This window comes from Nostoc sp. NMS7 (genome assembly GCF_017115085.1).
Classification (GTDB): domain Bacteria; phylum Cyanobacteriota; class Cyanobacteriia; order Cyanobacteriales; family Nostocaceae; genus Nostoc.
Window position 1 is genome coordinate 1 of the sequence record NZ_JABXKJ010000107.1, and the last position, 18,226, is coordinate 18,226.

The window sequence follows — 18,226 nt, forward strand, 5'->3', positions numbered from 1 at the left end:
TGCTGGTCTAGTGCGGACAACAATGCATCTGGATTTAGATGATTTGATTGAACCGGAAACACCACAAACCTTTAAACCACACGGCCCACACCAATTTTCATATCCTACTGAGTTGGGTGATTCTGTAGTAGCACCTGTTGAAAAAGCGAATGTTTTGGCAATGCTCAATGAGGTGACAACTTTAGAAGATGTTCGCAATTTGGCATCAGATGAGGATGTCCAAAAATGGCAGAGCGCGATCGCTAACCACCTGATAAATGTCAAAGATGAGATTTCTTTAGTTAAACTGCAACGTGTGTTGCAAATGCCGATGGTAGAAGTATGGTTGGGATTATTGCTGGGTGGGTTTACATTAGAACAGCGTGGTGATTTTTATCACAACCATAATGTCTGGGTGAAAAGCTCTCCTTCCTAGTTGTAGCGATCGCATCGCCCACGAAGTTTAAAGTCTGGCATCCGCTATGATCAACCCAAGACGATGTGCAATAAGTTGTAATTGCTGTACATCGCGCTCAGTAAAATTGGACTCACGACCTCTACTGCTGACAGATTATTAACCATCATCGGCTCAACACTGGCGGCAATATGACCAGCAATGCCCCGCCCGATAGGGATACGGATTTGTTATGTAATTTCTTCCTCTAGTCCAATGGTTGCTTGTACAGCTAAACTCTGTAGGTCTGCAACTGAAAGTAGGAGTGTAACAGTATCTACGGATATATAATCTCGTAACCACTCAAGCAGCCTATTAAATGTTGCATTCATATAGATTTGAGTAGTGCGACAGCAAAAATAAAATCAGAAGAGCCGCTAACAAATACCCACCTTCAAGCAGTACAAGATGTCACAAGTTTTGTACTGATACTGCACATATCTATCTTTAGACATAGAAAAATTTCATTCTGATTTCATTTTTTTACGAAAAGCTATGAATAGGGTGAACGGTAAGACATTTCAGACATTTATATACCTTCATTGGTGACAAGTGATTGCTAAAAATATGTTAGCCAGGGGTAAAATTCTCTGGTTGAGGCTTTCCCGTCAACTGCTTCAACCGAGGCGCTTGGCTTTCGTGGAAGCTTGCCTGATTGGTCTAGTTTCTGGGTTAGCGGCAGTTCTGTTAGGACAGGCAGTGGATTGGGCAGGCGCATTGCGAGTGCGTGTTTCTTACCATTGGCCTGCCTACTTGGTGCTACCAGGTATTGGACTAGTAGGGGGACTTTTAGCTGGTTGGCTAGTAGAGCGTTTTGCACCGGAAGCATCAGGTAGTGGGATGTCTGAAGTGAAAGCGGTATTGGCTCGCGTACCAATGCCGTTAAATCTGCGGATTGCTTTGGTCAAGTTGATCAGCGCTACATTAGTGTTGGGTTCGGGAATGCCTTTGGGACGGGAAGGGCCAACTGTCCAAATTGGGGCAGCCTTGGCAAATCAACTTAGTAACTGGGTACCGACTTCACCAGAGCATCGTCGCCAACTGATCGCCGCCGGAGCCGGGGCGGGATTAGCTGCGGCTTTTAATGCACCGATCGCAGGTGTGCTTTTTGTAGTGGAAGAATTGCTCCAAGATGTGTCAGGTATCACTCTTGGTACTGCGATTTTGGCTTCTTTCATCGCTTCAGTCATCTCCCGGCTTTATGGTAGCCACAACCTGGATCTAAATCATTTAAATTTAGGTCTTCCCGATACAACTTTCTTCGCTCAGGAAATCCCTTTCTACTTGATTTTGGGAGTACTGGCGGGACTTCTAGGCATTCTATTTAATAAAGGTATCCTTGAGAGTCTAGCAATTAACCGCCGCCTGCTACATGTGAGTTTACCCTGGCGAATTGGAATTGCTGGGTTAGTCAGTGGTTTGGCGATCGCCTTGTTACCTGCTGCCTTTCGGGATCATGCTGGGCTGAGAGAAATTTTGCTTGCGGGTAATACTAACTGGTCATTTGCAGCGATCGCTCTTTTAGTTCAGTTTACCCTAATTATTTTTACCTACGGCTCTGGAGCGCCAGGGGGTTTACTAGTTCCAACCTTGGTGTTGGGAGCCGCCCTTGGTTACTTAGTGGGTGCTGTTGAACACAGTTTACTGGGAATGAGTGCTGCAACAGTCTATGCTCATGTCGGCATGGCTGCCTTTTTTAGCGCCGTCTCTAAGGTACCAATTACAGCAGTCGTCATTGTATTTGAGATGACAACAGATTTCAATCTGGTGCTACCGCTAATGATTGCGTCTGTGGTTGCCTATTTAGTAGCAGAAAAAATTGACCATCGATCGCTCTACGACCTTCTACTAGAGTGGAAAGGGATTCACATCACCAAGGAGCCTAGCACAGAGGGACTTCTAGCACAACTGAGTGCTGTAGATGTGATGCAACGGCGTGTGGAAACTCTCTCTAGCCAAATGAGTACTGATGAAGCAGTACAGGCATTTTCTGACTCTCACCATCGCAACTTCCCAGTTTTAGAGAATGGTAAAGTTGTTGGTATTATTACTCAAAAAGATTTAGTTAATATTGCTTCGCAACAGTTAGGCAAAGATACAACTATTAGCAAGATTATGACACCAGAGCCAGTGACAGTAACTCCCACAGCTACACTGGCTCATGTACTGCATATACTCAATCGTTATCACCTCAGCTGCTTGCCTGTTACAGAAGGTCGCAAGCTCATAGGAATTATTACTCGTAGTGATATTATCCGTGTAGAAGCAGAGCAACTGAGTGGTAATAGCGAACAAATAGAACGTAAATCAGCACCTTCTTATGTGGTTTACCAAACTCGCGCTCCAGCTACAGGCAAAGGAAGGTTGTTAGTACCACTTTCACATCCCCAGACAGCTGAGACTTTATTAGAAATGGCAGTTGCGATCGCCAAAGATCGCAATTACGAAATAGAATGCCTACAAGTGATTATCGTTCCGTCTAGCCGCATCCCATCGGAAACACGAGTACAAACCGCCAAAAGTCTTCAACTTTTGCAACAGGCAATATTATTAGGAGAGAAATGGCGGATTCCCATTCACACCCAAATCCGAGTTACACATAATGTTGCTGGGGCAATTTTAGAGACTGTCAAAGATAGACATATTGATTTGGTGCTGATGGGATGGAAAGGCAGTACATCAACTCCTGGTAGAGTTTTTAGCCGAGTGGTGGATACCATAATTCGACAGGCAGGTTGTGATGTTATCTTGGCTAAATTAGATGATAAAAGATCCTTTGACCGTTGGTTGTTGCCAATGGCAGGTGGCCCTAACTCCAGCCAAGCAATTAAGTTATTACCTGCTCTGGCTTCTTTAAGTACATCACCTCAAATCAAGCTATGTCAGGTTTTCCAGCCTAATAACTCCATTCCTGATACAACATTACTAGATAAATCTGTTCACTTTCTGCAACGCCGAGTTAGTGGTAAAGTGGTAGCTACTCCAGTTCGTGCCAATTCTGTTTCTGATGCTGTCCTCAAGTGTGCAGAACAAGACAATAGTGATGTTATTGTTCTGGGAGCTAGCCGTGAAAGCCTACTGCAACAAGCGATTCAAGGAAATATTGCCGAGAATATTTCTCGCAAGAGTAATTGTACGGTTATCATGGTAAAAACTTAATTACATAGGCGCAACCCGTCCATCGGCGGCTGTAGTCACCGTGTAACCTTCTTTTTGTACTGTATAACTCAATACAGTTCAGTTAAGGATTTTTGGTACTGATTTTAGACCTGTAGAGACGTAAAATTTCGCGTCTTTACCAAGGTTTTTGGGCTTAACTGAACGGTATTAGTGTATAGGTAAGACTGTCGCAAATAGCCGCTTCATCATCTACAAGTAATACGTGTGGCATTGTTCATTCCAAATTAACCTTAGTTTTTTCTAATTATATTTTGTATTAACAGGTATATTTTTGACATCTTTCTCTCGAAATGAATTTGTTAAATAGTAAGGATAAAAACCTTATAACCAAGAAAATTTAAGTTTAATCATGACTACTTAATTTACTCTTGACTATTACTGTTCCCTGTTGGGGAAATTTTATCGTAAAACTTGTTCCGCCTCCTACTTCGCTATCTACATAAATTTCTCCATGATGTATTTCTAAACACTTTTTAACCACAGCAAGTCCTAGTCCACTGCCAACAATCTTGCCTACATTATTAGCACGATGAAAAGGCTCAAATAAATGCTCTTGAAATTCGCCAGGAATTCCTATCCCATTATCTTTAACTTGGAAAAATATTGCGGATGATTCACAACTAAGAGTTAAGAAAATACTTCCCTCTGGATGTGAATATTTAATTGCATTTGAGAGTAAGTTACTCAGAACGGAATAAAGTATATTTTCGTCTAATTTGGCATGAGTACAGTTCCCTTGGCTGATAAATTTAATAGTATGCTGTTGTTGATTAGAAAATTGGAGGTCTTCTATCAAATTAATGCAAAATGCTTCCAAATCTATCAGTTCTGGATGAAATTCTAATTTCCCAGCTTCTGCCCTAGTCAAAGTTAAAATATCGGTTAGTAACTGGTTCATTGACCTAGCAGAAGATTGAATGCGATACAGATTTTTAAGTTTCTTCTCTTCCGTCCACTGCTGATTACTTTGAGCCAATAGTTGAGCCGACCCTAATATAATACTCAATGGTGTACGAAATTCATGGGATACCATTGAAAAAAAGCGTAACTTCAATTCGCTAAGTTCTTTTTCTTGAGCTAAAGTCTGTTGAATAGCTTCTGCTTCTTGGCGCTTTACTAATTGTTGATAAAGCAAAGCATAAACGCCTAATAAAATGGCAAAACTCAAGAAAGTACTGAGAAATTCAATCAACATCCGGTTGCGGATATTCTCTTGGGAATGTCTGACCGAGATTTGCAGTAACTGTTCCTCCCTAGCTTGCATTTGAGTAAGCGTTTCGCGGATTTGATTACGGTTTTGGTTACTTTGAGTAACTAAAGGTGCTTGAATAGCAAAGCTTGATTTACCTGCTTCTCTGAGGTTAATCGACTGTTTAGATAATTGAACTCTTTGAGCAATAAGGAATTTTAGCTTCGTTATTTGCTGCTGTTGATAAGAGTCATCAGCAAGTTGTTGCTGCAATTTTTTAACTTTGGCATCCAGGCTTTGCATTGCCTGATAGTAACGTTTGAGTTCTGATTGCTCTCTATAAAGAATATAACCCCTGCGTCCGGCTTCTGCATCGGTTAGTGTAGCGAAGATGTCAATAACATTTTTCATTACCTCATGTGTGTCCTTCACTTGATTGCTACTTTCAATTAACTGAGTAGCATTTTGGTAAGAAATAAGACTAGCTGTACCCATTAATAATAAGCTCAAGCCAAAGCCAGAGGCAATCCATTTCCTTTCCAGTGACCATTTCATAGAAAAAATTAATTAATCATTAATGGTTCAGAGTCCATATCTTATCCAAGACCTTACATCAAAGTAAAGATTTTTCCAATATTAAGCTTAGTTAAAAAACTTTCTTACTAACCGATTTCTACCCGATTTTTGCCTTTTATCTCCACAACCAGTTGTTAAAATAGTAATTAAATTAAAACTCTCTTGCACTAAAATATCTCCAAATAAATTTAATTGTTTGTTTGGAGAATTTTAATTTTATCAGGACTTACGCAAACAATAGCTAAAACCCTGATTTTGAGGTAGGGGCAATTCATGAATTGCCCCTACCGTGTATAGTTTTGCGTAAGTCCTATTTATATAGTAAGACTCATGTTTTATTTTAAAAAACTCATTACAACTCAAAAAGCCAAACCCTTCTTGACCATTATCTGCTAAACCAAGTGAGTTATCTAAATCAAAGCGGGTTGATAGATTTTCATGAAATAAACTCTGATTATCTTATTCTATCATCTCTAATTTTTAGGCATCATACTGAGGATTTAAAAATATAAGTGAGGAAATTAAATTGCCGTGTCTTCGTTTAAAACTTTTGAAGAGAAACAATCCAAAATTCAGACTTTACCTAGTTTTGAGTTTTTCAAAAGAGTCGGTCAAGTAACTGGTGGCACACTCTTATCAATTACTATGCTATCAAGTTCCGTGCTGGCTGGAGGACTAGTGGGTTTAGCTATTAGTTTCCGCGATTTACCAGATGTTAGACAACTACGAAACTTTATACCTTCAGAAACAACTTATATTTATGATATTAAAGGCAAGCTTTTAACACGTATACATGGGGAAGCTAATCGCCAATTAGTGCCTTTAGATCAAATTTCCCCCAATTTAATACGAGCAGTATTAGCTAGTGAAGATAGTCGCTTCTACGAGCATCATGGTATTAATACCGGTGGTATTGGACGTGCTGCATTAGTCAATTTTGCATCTGGGGAAGTGCGAGAGGGTGGTTCTACAATCACCATGCAGTTAGTAAAAAATATTTTCTTATCTCAAAAACGCGCTTTTACCCGAAAAATAGTAGAAGCAGTATTAGCAATTCGCTTAGAGCAAGTTATCAGTAAAGACCAAATATTAGAGATGTACCTCAATCAAGTTTACTGGGGTCACAATAACTATGGTGTTCAGACAGCAGCACGCACTTACTTTAAAAAATCAGCACAAAATTTGACTCTGGGCGAATCAGCAATGATGGCCGGTTTGATTCAAGCTCCAGAAGAATTTAGCCCCTTTGTCAGCATGAAGTTGGCAAAACAAAAACAAAAAGAAGTATTGGGGCGAATGTTGGAATTAAATTGGATTACTCAACAAGAGTATAATGATGCTCTCAAACAACAAATAAAACTTGGTGAAATCAAGTCATTTCAAGGTAGTGCTTTGCCTTACGTTACCAATACTGTAGCCCAGGAATTAATTAAAAAGTTTGGGCATGAAACGTTGCTCAAAGGAGGAATGCACGTACAAACCACAGTAGATGCAGGCTTCCAAATGATGGCAGAAGAAACTATCAAGAAGTGGCATCAAACTCTTGAAAGTGAGGGATTAAACAATAATCAAATGGCTTTAGTGGCAATTGATCCTCGCACACATTTTATCAAAGCATTAGTGGGTGGTGTAGATTCAAAAACTAGCGAATTTAACCGAGCAACTCAAGCCCACCGTCAGCCAGGATCTTCTTTTAAACCGTTTGTTTACTATACTGCCTTTGCTAGTGGTAAATTTACACCAAATACAACAATCCTAGATACTCCAGTTAGTTATCGTGATGGTAACGGTTGGTATTATCCCCGAAACTACGATAATACATTTATGGGAGCAATACCGATTCGTACAGCCCTAGCCCAGTCTCGTAATGTCCCCGCAGTCAAAATTGGCAAAGCTGTGGGTATGAATAAAGTTATTGAAACTTGCCGTACTTTGGGAATTATGAGTCCGATGGAACCGGTGAGTTCTTTACCACTAGGTGCGATCGGTGTGACACCATTAGAAATGGCTAGCGCTTATGCAACTTTTGCTAATTACGGCTGGCGATCGCCTCCAACGATTATTGCCCGTGTTACTGATGGTAGTGGCAATGTGTTAATAGATAATACTCCTAAACCTCAGCGAGTTCTTGACCCTTGGGCATCAGCAGCAATTTTAGACGTAATGCAAACGGTAGTTAAAGAAGGAACTGGTAGAGGTGCAGATATAGGTCGTCCAGTTGCAGGAAAAACAGGTACAACTTCCTCAGAGAAAGATATTTGGTTTATTGGTACGGTACCGCAGTTAACAACTGCCATTTGGGTAGGGAGGGACAACAACCGACAATTATCTAGCCACGCGACAGGCGGAGGTATGGTTGCTCCTATTTGGCGTGATTTTATGCATAAGGCACTTAAGGGTGTACCAGTAGAAAACTTCCAGCCACCTTCTAATTTTCCTCGTCCGAAATCAAATTAAAAATGTTCTAAGCTGAGACGCATTTAATTTTTCCAGATGAAAACCTCACAGCAAGTCTTCAGAACTTTATACCTCATTGCTTCACTAGTAGGTATTCTCAACTTTTGATAAACGCCACTCAGTTGAACACGTTCTGGTGGTTGATGCAAGGTTGCACAGCATCTTTGCACTGCCGCTTGATATTCCCGCCATTGCTTACGAATGGCTACACTAGTGAGATCATTACCTAAGTCTTCAAATTTTAGCCCAGCCCGACTAAGCCAAATTTCCACATCAGTTGTTTCACCAAAAGGTTCGGAAAAAAGATTATTGTTAAACATTGTTACAATATTTACCTTTTTATATATAGTACATAAGTTCCCTTTGTTGACGTTTAGACCGTCTTTCCCAAAGGTCTTGGAGTGAATGCTTTTGGAAAACTAAGTTAGCTGATTGACAGGCTTCTTGCCAAACCTCCTCCACTATGCCCGATTCCATAGTTTCAATAGTTGTATTGTTGGCAGGTGCATCAATCTCTACTCCCTCTATGGCAGTCAAAACATCTAAAACTGTGATTTTTCGGGGGTCACGTGCTAAGATGTAGCCGCCCTTCGCGCCACGTATGCTATTAATTAAACCTCGACATCTTAATGTTGCTAGTAGTTGTTCTAAGTAGCGATTTTGTATACTTTTTAGCTCTGCTATTTGTTTAATTTGCATTGGATCGCCATTCTGGTAGGAATCTACCAATGCCAACATCGCTATAAGTGAGTATTCAAATTTATTTGGTAGTCTCATCAGGCTAGATACTATACAAGCTTTTAAACTTGTAATTCTATCTAAACTCTAAAGTAATAAAGTAATACGAGCTATTTTGATTTTTTTTCAAAAAGATAAATAAGAATGATTGACAAAATAGTAATTTAAAGGTATGTGTGCGAGTTTTCAACTTCTAACACTGTTCTAATAAACTCTTGAAGCTATTAAAGAAAGTATTGTACTAACTATTATTTTTTCCTTGCACCTTTCGCCTTCTGCTCCCTCGGCTCCAACAGCTTGTCATAAGGGAGACAGGAGTATCTATTCTTTATACAAGAGTAACATAAGTAATAGGAAGCCAACTTAGACCTATCTAAGAATTTTCTCCAATAAGACTGTAAATTAGCCCAGTCAGTACAATTAGAGTCACAATTACATAGGTATAATCTTTTAGTCGAACAAAGGCTAACAGAGAAAAAAACACTCTCATAACTGGAGTAGCAATCAGTAGCAGTAGTCCTAGTTGAATAATGCCTCGGTTACGACCTGATAATATTGATGTTTTTACCCCGGCTGGAGTGCGAAACTCTGCTGGTTCTCCCCGAAAAAACTGGTAATTAGGAACCTCTGTCCCGTGGCGAATTAAGTACAAAATTCCACCCGTTAGAACCAGAACGGTAGCAAGGATGACCCCGACTCTTAACAGATTGCCAATAAATTGCTCAAAACGCTGCTCAAACTTAGTACGTCTGTTTAGAACCATTTTAAAGCCTCCCAGTTAGACCTTTGTAGATCATTTCCAGCGCCAGTACCAAAATCACACCACTGAAAATATTTCGCAAAAGTTGTACCCTGGCTCTGACAAGTACTCGCGCCCCCAATACAGCACCACACAGTACTCCCAACATCACTGGCATTGCTAATCCGGGGTCGATATAACCTCGGTTTAGATATATTCCTGCACTAGCAGCTGCTGTTACTCCAATCATGAAATTGCTGGTAGTTGTGGAAACTTTGAATGGAATATGCATTATTTGATCCATTGCCAGCACCTTGAGCGCTCCCGAACCAATACCTAGCAAGCCGGAAAATACACCAGCTATAAACATTAGCCCAAATCCAAAGGGAACACCACGCACGTTGTAAGATTGTTCTCCCGTAGAAGTTGGATAAGTACTATTTAGCTTCAAGCGTGTTGCCAGGGGATCTGGCGGTAAATTATCGATGTTTTCGGAGTAGGGTTTACGAGATAGGTACGCACTATAAAGTAAAACAATCCCAAACACAATAGCGATCGCTCCAGTAGAAATCTTCGCTGCCACAACCGCTCCAGCTATAGCGCCAAAGGTTGTTGCTATTTCTAGGAACATCCCTAGCCGCATATTAGTGTAACCTTCCTTTACATAAGCAGAAGCTGCTCCACTAGATGTAGCAATCACAGATACTAAGGAAGCACCAATAGCATAGTGGAGATCCACTCTACAAACTACAGATAGGAAAGGAACAATTACTACTCCACCACCCAAGCCTGTCAAGGCTCCTAAAAATCCAGCGCTCAAAGAGCCAAACCATACTAATAGCGAAAAATCCAGAGTATTCAAGGTTTGTTCTCCACTATTTGGCTTTATGGGTAAAAACACCAATTAGTTTCACACTGGTTGGTTGGTTTTACTTTATATTTTTTCATTTATAAAAACAAATATTTTTTCTTATTAATTTAATCAAAATTTTTAATTATATTATATATAAGCATTGAAAAAACTGTCAAAATGACAAATTCTTTATAGTCTATTCAACTAAATTTTTATCAAATTTATAAAACAGATATTTAACCAGCTAAACTACTGTAAAGCTAGGAAAATATAGTAGTTTTATGAACGTCATATTTATGCTATAACTATTTTCGTGTTTGGCTTATCTCAACACCAAGCTCAGGGTACAACATTAGCTTTGCTTGTTCCTCCGATTGATATTTTGGCTGCATGGACTTACTACAAGCAAGGATATGTAGACTTTAAAATAGCAGGATTGCTCTGCTTGGGTTTTGTATTAGGTGGATGGCTGGGTGCCAAAATAGGAACAGGATTATCTAATGTGATATTGGCGAGAATATTTGGAGTTTTACTGCTTGTTAGTGCTATCAGAGTACTGTTTACAAATGTAGGCGATTCCACTTTGTAACTCAGCAATTTTGTTCAAGCTCATTAAAAAATACATCTTATTTACTCCTTGTCATCGTCTTATTTAGGGATTCTTACTTGTAAAAGTTGTTCCCCTGTCTAACTCACTTTATTATAAGAAACCTGATTGGAAAGTTATTTTACTAAAAAAAATATAGTATTATCTATTTTTTAATACAGAAATATTATCACAATGCGTATTTTGGTAGTCGAAGATGATGTTCAGCTAGCAGAGATGCTGATGGAAGCCCTAACTGACCGTCAATATGTGGTAGATATAGCCCAAGATGGAGAGGAAGCGTGGGATTGCATTAAAGTATTGGAATATGATTTGGTGGTACTAGATATTACCTTACCCAAGCTAGATGGTGTAAGTTTTTGTCAACGCTTGCGATCGCCTACATCAAGACATAGCTCATCGCGCAATATTACAATACCTGTACTCATGTTAACAGCACGCGATACCCTTGGTGACAAAATTACCGGGTTGGATGCTGGGGCAGATGATTATATGGTTAAACCTTTTGAAATGCCAGAGTTAATGGCTCGTGTTCGCGCACTGTTGCGCCGCAATAGTGCCGCAACATCTTCTTCAGATTTTGGTTGGGGTAATCTGCGTTTAAATTCTAGCACTTATGAAGCCACATACTCTGACAAGCCTTTACATCTAACACCTAAAGAATTTGCTCTTTTAGAATTAATGGTTTCTAGCGGTCGGCGGGTGCTAAGTCGAGCCGGAATTATTGAGCGTATTTGGTCACTTGATGACCCTCCGAGCGAAGAAACTGTTAAGTCTCACATTAAGAGTTTACGGTATAAACTTAAAGACGTAGGTGCTGCTGATGATTTTATTGAGACAGTTCATGGATTGGGCTATCGCTTAAAGCAGCTTTAGGAAAATACCCGATTTCTACCCGATATTTACCTCTTATCTTTACAACTGATTGTTAGACTACAATTACATTACTGAAGTTAACTTCTTCTTTTACACTAGAACACTATTAGTTCTCCAAATCAATTTAATTATTGGTTTGGGGAATTTTAATTTTTATCTAAAAGCAATTAGTAAACCAGCTTTTTAAATGTCGAGAATTCATTAAGTCGGGAGCAACTGAGATGACTACTGCTTTTGGTTGCCCTTCTTGGACTAAGGCGATCGCTTCTCGCTTAGACTTGGCTTGTTGGATTAGCTGAGAAAGCTCTTGGTTGTCGCGTATATTTGCTTATAGCATATAATTTGCCATTTTGAAGTCAGTTATAATTCTATGTTACGCGATCGCCTATTTCCTTGTTCTTAAGTTATCAGCAAAACCTCTAGCAGTTAGATAATTGAGGGGATTGGTCGATATCTTACGTGGTTGTGTTACAAAGACATAGGATAATATCATATCAGGGTTCAGAAGGAATAATTTTTTAAGGAGTAAAATATGGCGGAACTTAACGTCACGAAAAAAAGTATAAGTAGCCTATTTTCTGAAATGCAGGGAACAAAATTCATTATTCCTGATTATCAACGACCATATAAATGGGATTTAGAAAAATGCGAAATTCTATGGCAGGATCTTACTGGTTTCTTTGAAGAAAGAATAGGAAGTGAGGAGTATTATCTAGGCACGGTTGTCACTTGTAAAAATGATGAATCTGGAAAGATTGAAATTGAAGTTATCGATGGGCAACAGCGTATCACCTCACTCTTGCTTCTTCTTAGGGCATTTTATTCAAAATTGGAAAACAGTGCAATTGAAGACGACAATATTACTGGACTCAAGAATCAAATTGCGCCCTGTATTTGGGACGTTAATCCTATTTCGGGAAAAGTCTCTGATACCAGTTTAATCCACATAGAATCACGGGTTGCAACCGAATCTGACAATGAAGTATTTCATGCGATTCTTCGGACAGGAAAATCAAAGCCAAGCGCTACCGACCTTTATTCAAAGAATTATAATTATTTCTTTTCAATGTGTGAAGAATACGCAATGCACAATCCAATTCATTGGCAGGCATTTTGTGTTTCCATTTTAAAGAATTGCATTATACTTCCAATTGATTGCGAAAAACTAGACACCGCATTGACCATATTTTCAACCCTAAACGACCGAGGAATGCCGCTTTCGGATTCCGACATTTTTAAAGCTCAACTTTATCGCACTAAGACTACTGCCGAGGGAAAATCAGAATTCACTTCTTCATGGAAAGAGCTTACTGAAACAGTCGATGATGCAAGGTTGAGCTTGGATGCTCTCTTCCGATATTATTCACACGTTATTCGCGGCAGAAACAGTGATAAAACAAAAGAAATCGGTTTAAGAAAATTTTATGCTGGCGTTGACAATAAATTCAAAAAATTAGAGCAAACTGATTTTATGAAAGAATTGCAAGAGCTTGCAGAATTTTGGCTAACGGTGAAAGCAGGCGAATCGAAATTTCTGGAGCGAGAGTTTATTTCTCGCCAGTCGTTTAAATATCTTCATTGCCTTAACTATTACCCAAACGAATACTGGAAATATGTTACGAGCGCATATTTTTTAAAAAATAAAGATTCGGATTCATTTCATACAAAATTTTCGGAATTTCTCGGAACATTAATTTCATTTCTGTTTTCCGAGTTTGTTCAGAAGCCAACAGTAAATGCGATAAAGGATTCATGCTACCAATTTTGCATTGATATTTTTAAAGGAAAGCCGCTTACAATAACCGCTTCAATTTCTTCAGAATTTTCGACCACTTTGGCTCAAACGGCTAATAATAGAATTGCTCGCGCCATGATTTTGCTTCACGCTTATCTAAATCCTAATCAAAGCGACAAGATTGATTCCAATTTTCAGATTGAACATATTTTCCCTCGTGTTTGGAATACAGCTAACTACAACGGCTGGAATCACGAAGATGCAAAAGTCTATTTGGAGCGATATGGAAACAAAGTGGCTATAGGAAAAAAATTAAACATCCAAGCTGGTAATGGTTATTTCGGGCAAAAGAAAAATAAATATAAGGACTCACCCATTGCTAATGTTAATGATCTTTCAAAATACCCAAGTGATGATTGGGTAAAGACCGACATTGAAGCAAGAGAAAAATTATTTTTAGAATCAATTGTGGGTTTCTTTCATTCCAATTTGCATAAAAAATAAGTTCGGACTACCAATTATATGTTTAGAACAGATAATTTATAAATGCAAAAAATGTTGTTGAACAAATCGATCAAACCGACTGCGCCATTGTCGTCATGCCTAACCGATAAGTCCGTTAAGTTTGTCTGTTTCTAGTCGAGATTAGGCAAGCAAAAATGGTAAGCTTTGTTGATGAGTTCCGATAAGTTGTTGGCGATTCCTTTCAGGATGCATCCCGCCGCAAAGACCAATAATTATTAAGCGATCGCCTAAAAATCATGACTCACAGAAATAGCGATCGCCTAACTCCTCAAATCGCCAATATAAGCCCCAATTTGTTTAAGTCCCTGCAAAACTTGGATACGTTCTGATGTATTTTCAAGTAACCGATAAGTATGGGATCGAGTATATTGAGGGACATTTTGGTGGCGATGCCTGAGGCGAGCGAAGCTATCGCATTTCAAAAACAATACTTCTCTTCCGTTTGTAACCATTCCATAACAACTTGACTGTAAGTTGGGAGCGCTCAACAAATAAGTAAGTGCTTGGGGAATTCCCGCCGTAACGTCTAGTCTTGCAGGCTTTGACTCGATTACCAAAATCCAAAAACTATCTTGAATCACCAAAATATCAATCCTGCCTTGAATTGCAATAGCATTAGCTTCGTCTGCAACTTCGATATTGGTACTTACTTCTGCTTTTACCAAAAAAGGAAACTGATAGAAACCTGCTAAATCTAGCAATGGTGATATAACTACAAGCTTAACAATTTCTTCGAGAGGTGGTTCTTCTTGACTGAGATAGGTATAGTTTCGAGTGAGGCGATCTAGTCCTTGTAGCTCCGCTTCGGTTAGAGTCGGCGCATTATTTAACCATTCATCAAAAAAGCGATCGCTAGAGTCGAGTCTCAAGCCAAAAGTTTGACGGAGAGCGCCAAGGGTAAGGCTACTAGCATTTGTAATCACGGTTAAATTCTTGTAGTAATTACATGAAGTTTAAAAGTCTAGACATTTGATCTAGGCTCCAATACCTAATATACGATATATTAAGAACAAAAGAGCGATCGCGTAAAAATCACGACTCACAGGAATAGCGATCGCTAAAATCAAACAATTTTCATCCTTATTTCTGGCTCTCCAGAATTTCCTTCGCATTTAAAAGTCCTTGATATTGTTCTTCGCTGACCTTTGGATACTTGAGATTCAGTTCCTTTAACTGCGTGTAAATGATACCTGCCACAACCAGACGAGTAAACCATTTGCGATCGGCGGGGATAATGTACCAAGGAGCATATTTTGTACTGGTGTGATTGAACATATCCTCATAGACAGTCATATAGTCATCCCAAAAAGTACGTTCATTGGCATCATTAACAGAGAACTTCCAGTTCTTTTCAGGTCGGTCAATCCGTTCTAAAAAACGTTTTCCCTGTTCTTCTTTAGACACATTCAGAAAAAATTTGAGGATGATAGTTCCGTTGTTGACTAGATATTTCTCAAAGTGAACCAGATTTAAATTCTTTTTATCCAAAATATAAAGTTTGATAACTTTATCAGTAGACATATTGTTTATATTGATAGAAACTAGAGTTTTGTGAACAATAGAGAATTGGTGAGTTATTCAAAATAAATTTAAAATGCAAAACTCCCGATAAACGTCAAGGTAGATAAGTTTGTATCTTGAGTTTGATGGGCTTCAGGAAGAATTTCTTCAACGATCGCCACCATCAAAGTGCCTGTTGTAATCAGTTTGTCCGCGCAATCCCCAATAGCCCAGCGTCGCGCCCAGCCAAACAGGAATCAGAAATGCCGCAACTAAACAAAATCGCTGTGTTCGCGGCATATTTTGACTCTATACTCAAGTGCTTTTTAGAGGACTCCTTTGTTTTGACTGTGGTGGGAGCAAAAGCCGGTAAGCGAGCAGTTTCACGCGGTCATTCACGACGAACCACGCCAGCGCATAGCCCCAAACGAACAGTGCCCAACCCCAGCCGAGAGGCGTCATAAATAGCCCATATACCGCGATTAACGTCGCCACGACTTGTGTACCAAGTACGGCTATCCATAAAATCCGCGCGGGACGAATAGACCAGAACGGGCCGCGTGTGCGGGTGAGGAAGATCGTCAGATGTCCAGCCACGGAGAGCTTCAAATACATCAGTGTCTGGATGTGTGCGCGATCGAGATGAAAGACGCGCTCACCAAGATAAAACAGTCCGAACGCGGAGACAACCCCGATCACGCCTAACACCGTGGAGATCCCCAGCACAAGGCGCATATCCCATGCCTCGGGCTTATCTCGGTAATGAACATTGTCATAGGCGATGGACAGGATGGCACCGTCGTTGAGCAACGCCAGCATCACAATCATCACCGCCGTCACCGGGTAAAAGTTAAAGAACAGGATCGACAAGGTCATGAACAACAGCACACGCAACGTCTCGGCGATACGGTAGATCGCGTAGCTGTTCATCCGTTGGAAAATGCGGCGGCTTTCCTTAATCGCGTCAATAATCACCGACAGTCCGGGCGTTGTCAGCACAATGGAAGCCGCCGCCCGCGCTGCGTCTGTTGCGCCTGAAACGGCGATGCCGCAGTCGGCTTTCTTCAGCGCGGGGGCATCATTCACCCCGTCACCCGTCATACCGACAATATGTCCGTGTTTTTGCAGGACATCTACAATGTGGAACTTGTGTTCGGGGAATACCTGGGCAAAACCGTCGGCATTCTCAATGGAATCGGACACTTCTGATGTCTCTTGCTTTTCCGAGTCGCCCAAGCTACCAGCATCGAGGATATTTGCGCCCATGTCCAACTTTTTGGCGGTTTCCTGAGCGATCGCTAATGCATCGCCCGTCAGCATCTTGATGTTTACGCCCATCTTTGCTGCGCTTGCAATGGTTGCCTTGGCATCTTCCCGTGGCGGATCGAACAGCGGCAATACACCAAGAAACTGCCATTTTCCATCGCCCTCAGCCCGCGCCACGCCCAACGAACGAAAGCCACGGGTTGCAAATTCGTTGACCGCTTTCTCGACAGCCGACTTCACCTGCCCAGCATTGGTGGATAATGCTAGAATCACTTGGGGCGCACCCTTGGTCACTTTGAAAGTTTTTCCGTCTTTGGCTTTAACGCTGGCTTCGGTGCGTTTATGCACCGGGTCGAATGGCGTAAAGTGAACCACCTCGTAAGCCTTTAACGAATCCTTGTCTTTCAGTCCGTCCAAAACGGCTAGATCAATGGTGTCGTTGTTTTCCGCGCGCGACGCCAGCGCCCCATTGAGGATGATTTCATCAGCCGGAATATTATTCACACTGAAGGGATCACCCAGCGTCAGCTTGTTCTGGGTCAAGGTGCCGGTCTTGTCCGCACATAACACATCCACACCAGCCAGTTCCTCAATAGCGACCAATCGGCTGACAATCGCTTTTTTCTTGGAGAGCAGGCGTGCGCCAACCGCCATCGTTACCGACAGCACTGTTGGCATCGCCACGGGAATCGCAGCTACGGTCAACACCAGAGCGAACTGCAACGTAGTGAGGATCGGGTCGCCACGGGAGATGGCGACGGTAATAATCAACGTCACCAGAGCCAGGGCGAGGAGGATCAGGTAGTTGCCGATCTTTAAAACCGCCTTTTGAAAATGGCTGACAGTTTGCGCCTTCTGCACCAGTTGCGCCGTCTTGCCGAAGTAGGTGTTCGCACCCGTGGCATAGACCAGTGCGCTGCTCTCACCGCGACGAACGATCGAGCCGGAAAACACCGCGTCGCCAGGGTTACACTTGGCAGGCAGGGATTCGCCCGTCAGCGCGGACTGATCCACCGACATGGGATCGCCGTCCAATAAGCGGGCATCTGCTGGCACTATATCGCCAAGCCGCAGTTGGATGACATCGCCGGGCACCAACTCACGCGCTGGCGGGGTAATCCACTTCCCATCTCGTTTCACCTGGGTCTTGGTCGCGAGCTTCGCCTTCAGAGCAGTAATGGCGTTGCCCGCAGCACTTTCTTCCCAGAATGCCACCACAGCGTTGGTAACTAGCAGCAACAGGATGATGAAGAAATCCGGCCAGTGCCGCACCACGCCCGAAAGAATCACCGCCGCCTCGATCATCCACGGGATCGGTCCCCAGAAATAAGTGAGGAATTTCAGGAATGGATTCGTCTTCTTTTCCTCGATCTCGTTAGGACCATATTCAGTCAGGCGCTTCTTCGCCTGTGCTTGGCTGAGTCCGTCTGGCGACGACTCCAGTTTTTTTTCCACCTCCGGCAGTGGCAGGGTTTTCAGATCGTCTTTCGCATCGGGCTTCGATTTGGTAGCTTTGGTCTGATCGGCAACGGGTTTGATCATGGGTATTCCT

General features: G+C 41.4%; 14 protein-coding genes and 2 pseudogenes. 6 read left to right on the forward strand and 10 right to left on the reverse strand.

The features are described 5' to 3' along the window. A pseudogene (locus HWQ38_RS11170) lies at positions 1–415 on the forward strand (hypothetical protein); the annotation flags it as partial. Between the two features lie 209 nt (positions 416–624). Here HWQ38_RS11170 and HWQ38_RS11175 read toward each other — a convergent pair. Then, positions 625–765: a hypothetical protein gene (locus tag HWQ38_RS11175; protein ID WP_292793239.1), complete on the reverse strand. Its 141-nt coding sequence runs from the start codon at positions 763–765 to the stop codon at positions 625–627. A 235-nt stretch (positions 766–1,000) separates the two neighbouring features. Here HWQ38_RS11175 and HWQ38_RS11180 point away from each other — a divergent pair, with 235 nt between their 5' ends. Next, positions 1,001–3,592: a chloride channel protein gene (locus HWQ38_RS11180; protein ID WP_292793367.1), complete on the forward strand. Its 2,592-nt coding sequence runs from the start codon at positions 1,001–1,003 to the stop codon at positions 3,590–3,592. Between the two features lie 364 nt (positions 3,593–3,956). Here HWQ38_RS11180 and HWQ38_RS11185 read toward each other — a convergent pair whose 3' ends face one another. Next, complete coding sequence (locus tag HWQ38_RS11185) at positions 3,957–5,357, reverse strand: ATP-binding protein (RefSeq protein ID WP_292793241.1); 1,401 nt, start codon at positions 5,355–5,357, stop codon at positions 3,957–3,959. 552 nt (positions 5,358–5,909) lie between these two features. Between HWQ38_RS11185 and HWQ38_RS11190 the strand changes: the two genes are divergently transcribed. Further along, positions 5,910–7,835: a transglycosylase domain-containing protein gene (locus tag HWQ38_RS11190; RefSeq protein ID WP_292793244.1), complete on the forward strand. Its 1,926-nt coding sequence runs from the start codon at positions 5,910–5,912 to the stop codon at positions 7,833–7,835. Positions 7,836–7,858: 23 nt separating this feature from the next. Here the strand turns inward: HWQ38_RS11190 and HWQ38_RS11195 are convergent, their stop codons facing one another. The 4 genes from HWQ38_RS11195 to HWQ38_RS11210 form a co-directional block, all read right to left on the reverse strand. Then, on the reverse strand, positions 7,859–8,155 hold the full coding sequence (locus HWQ38_RS11195; protein WP_292793245.1) for a hypothetical protein: 297 nt from the start codon (positions 8,153–8,155) through the stop codon (positions 7,859–7,861). 19 nt (positions 8,156–8,174) lie between these two features. Beyond that, a complete protein-coding gene (locus tag HWQ38_RS11200) occupies positions 8,175–8,612 on the reverse strand; it encodes an Rrf2 family transcriptional regulator (protein ID WP_292793247.1) in 438 nt (145 codons plus the stop codon). Positions 8,613–8,946: 334 nt separating this feature from the next. Then, a complete protein-coding gene (locus HWQ38_RS11205) occupies positions 8,947–9,336 on the reverse strand; it encodes a DUF1634 domain-containing protein (protein ID WP_292793249.1) in 390 nt (129 codons plus the stop codon). A gap of 1 nt (position 9,337) precedes the next feature. Next, a complete protein-coding gene (locus HWQ38_RS11210) occupies positions 9,338–10,174 on the reverse strand; it encodes a sulfite exporter TauE/SafE family protein (protein WP_292793251.1) in 837 nt (278 codons plus the stop codon). A gap of 304 nt (positions 10,175–10,478) precedes the next feature. Between HWQ38_RS11210 and HWQ38_RS11215 the strand changes: the two genes are divergently transcribed. The 3 genes from HWQ38_RS11215 to HWQ38_RS11225 all read left to right on the forward strand — a co-directional run bounded on the left by HWQ38_RS11215 (position 10,479) and on the right by HWQ38_RS11225 (position 13,887). Further along, the gene (locus HWQ38_RS11215; protein WP_292793253.1) at positions 10,479–10,754 is read left to right on the forward strand and encodes a sulfite exporter TauE/SafE family protein; all 276 of its coding nucleotides are present in this window, start codon (positions 10,479–10,481) and stop codon (positions 10,752–10,754) included. A gap of 192 nt (positions 10,755–10,946) precedes the next feature. Then, positions 10,947–11,648, forward strand: a complete 702-nt coding sequence (locus HWQ38_RS11220) for a response regulator transcription factor (RefSeq protein ID WP_292793255.1) — start codon at positions 10,947–10,949, stop codon at positions 11,646–11,648. 532 nt (positions 11,649–12,180) lie between these two features. Continuing rightward, positions 12,181–13,887: a DUF262 domain-containing protein gene (locus HWQ38_RS11225; protein ID WP_292793258.1), complete on the forward strand. Its 1,707-nt coding sequence runs from the start codon at positions 12,181–12,183 to the stop codon at positions 13,885–13,887. A gap of 281 nt (positions 13,888–14,168) precedes the next feature. Here HWQ38_RS11225 and HWQ38_RS11230 read toward each other — a convergent pair whose 3' ends face one another. The 4 genes and pseudogenes from HWQ38_RS11230 to HWQ38_RS11245 all read right to left on the reverse strand — a co-directional run bounded on the left by HWQ38_RS11230 (position 14,169) and on the right by HWQ38_RS11245 (position 18,216). Next, the gene (locus tag HWQ38_RS11230) at positions 14,169–14,831 is read right to left on the reverse strand and encodes a restriction endonuclease subunit R (RefSeq protein WP_292793260.1); all 663 of its coding nucleotides are present in this window, start codon (positions 14,829–14,831) and stop codon (positions 14,169–14,171) included. A gap of 157 nt (positions 14,832–14,988) precedes the next feature. Continuing rightward, positions 14,989–15,369 (reverse strand): annotated as a pseudogene (locus tag HWQ38_RS11235) (polyphosphate kinase 2 family protein); the annotation flags it as partial. 207 nt (positions 15,370–15,576) lie between these two features. Further along, a complete protein-coding gene (locus HWQ38_RS11240; RefSeq protein WP_292793262.1) occupies positions 15,577–15,708 on the reverse strand; it encodes a hypothetical protein in 132 nt (43 codons plus the stop codon). A gap of 15 nt (positions 15,709–15,723) precedes the next feature. Next, positions 15,724–18,216 (reverse strand): plasma-membrane proton-efflux P-type ATPase, encoded by a 2,493-nt coding sequence (locus tag HWQ38_RS11245; protein ID WP_292793264.1) that lies wholly within the window; start codon positions 18,214–18,216, stop codon positions 15,724–15,726. Positions 18,217–18,226 lie beyond the last annotated feature (10 nt).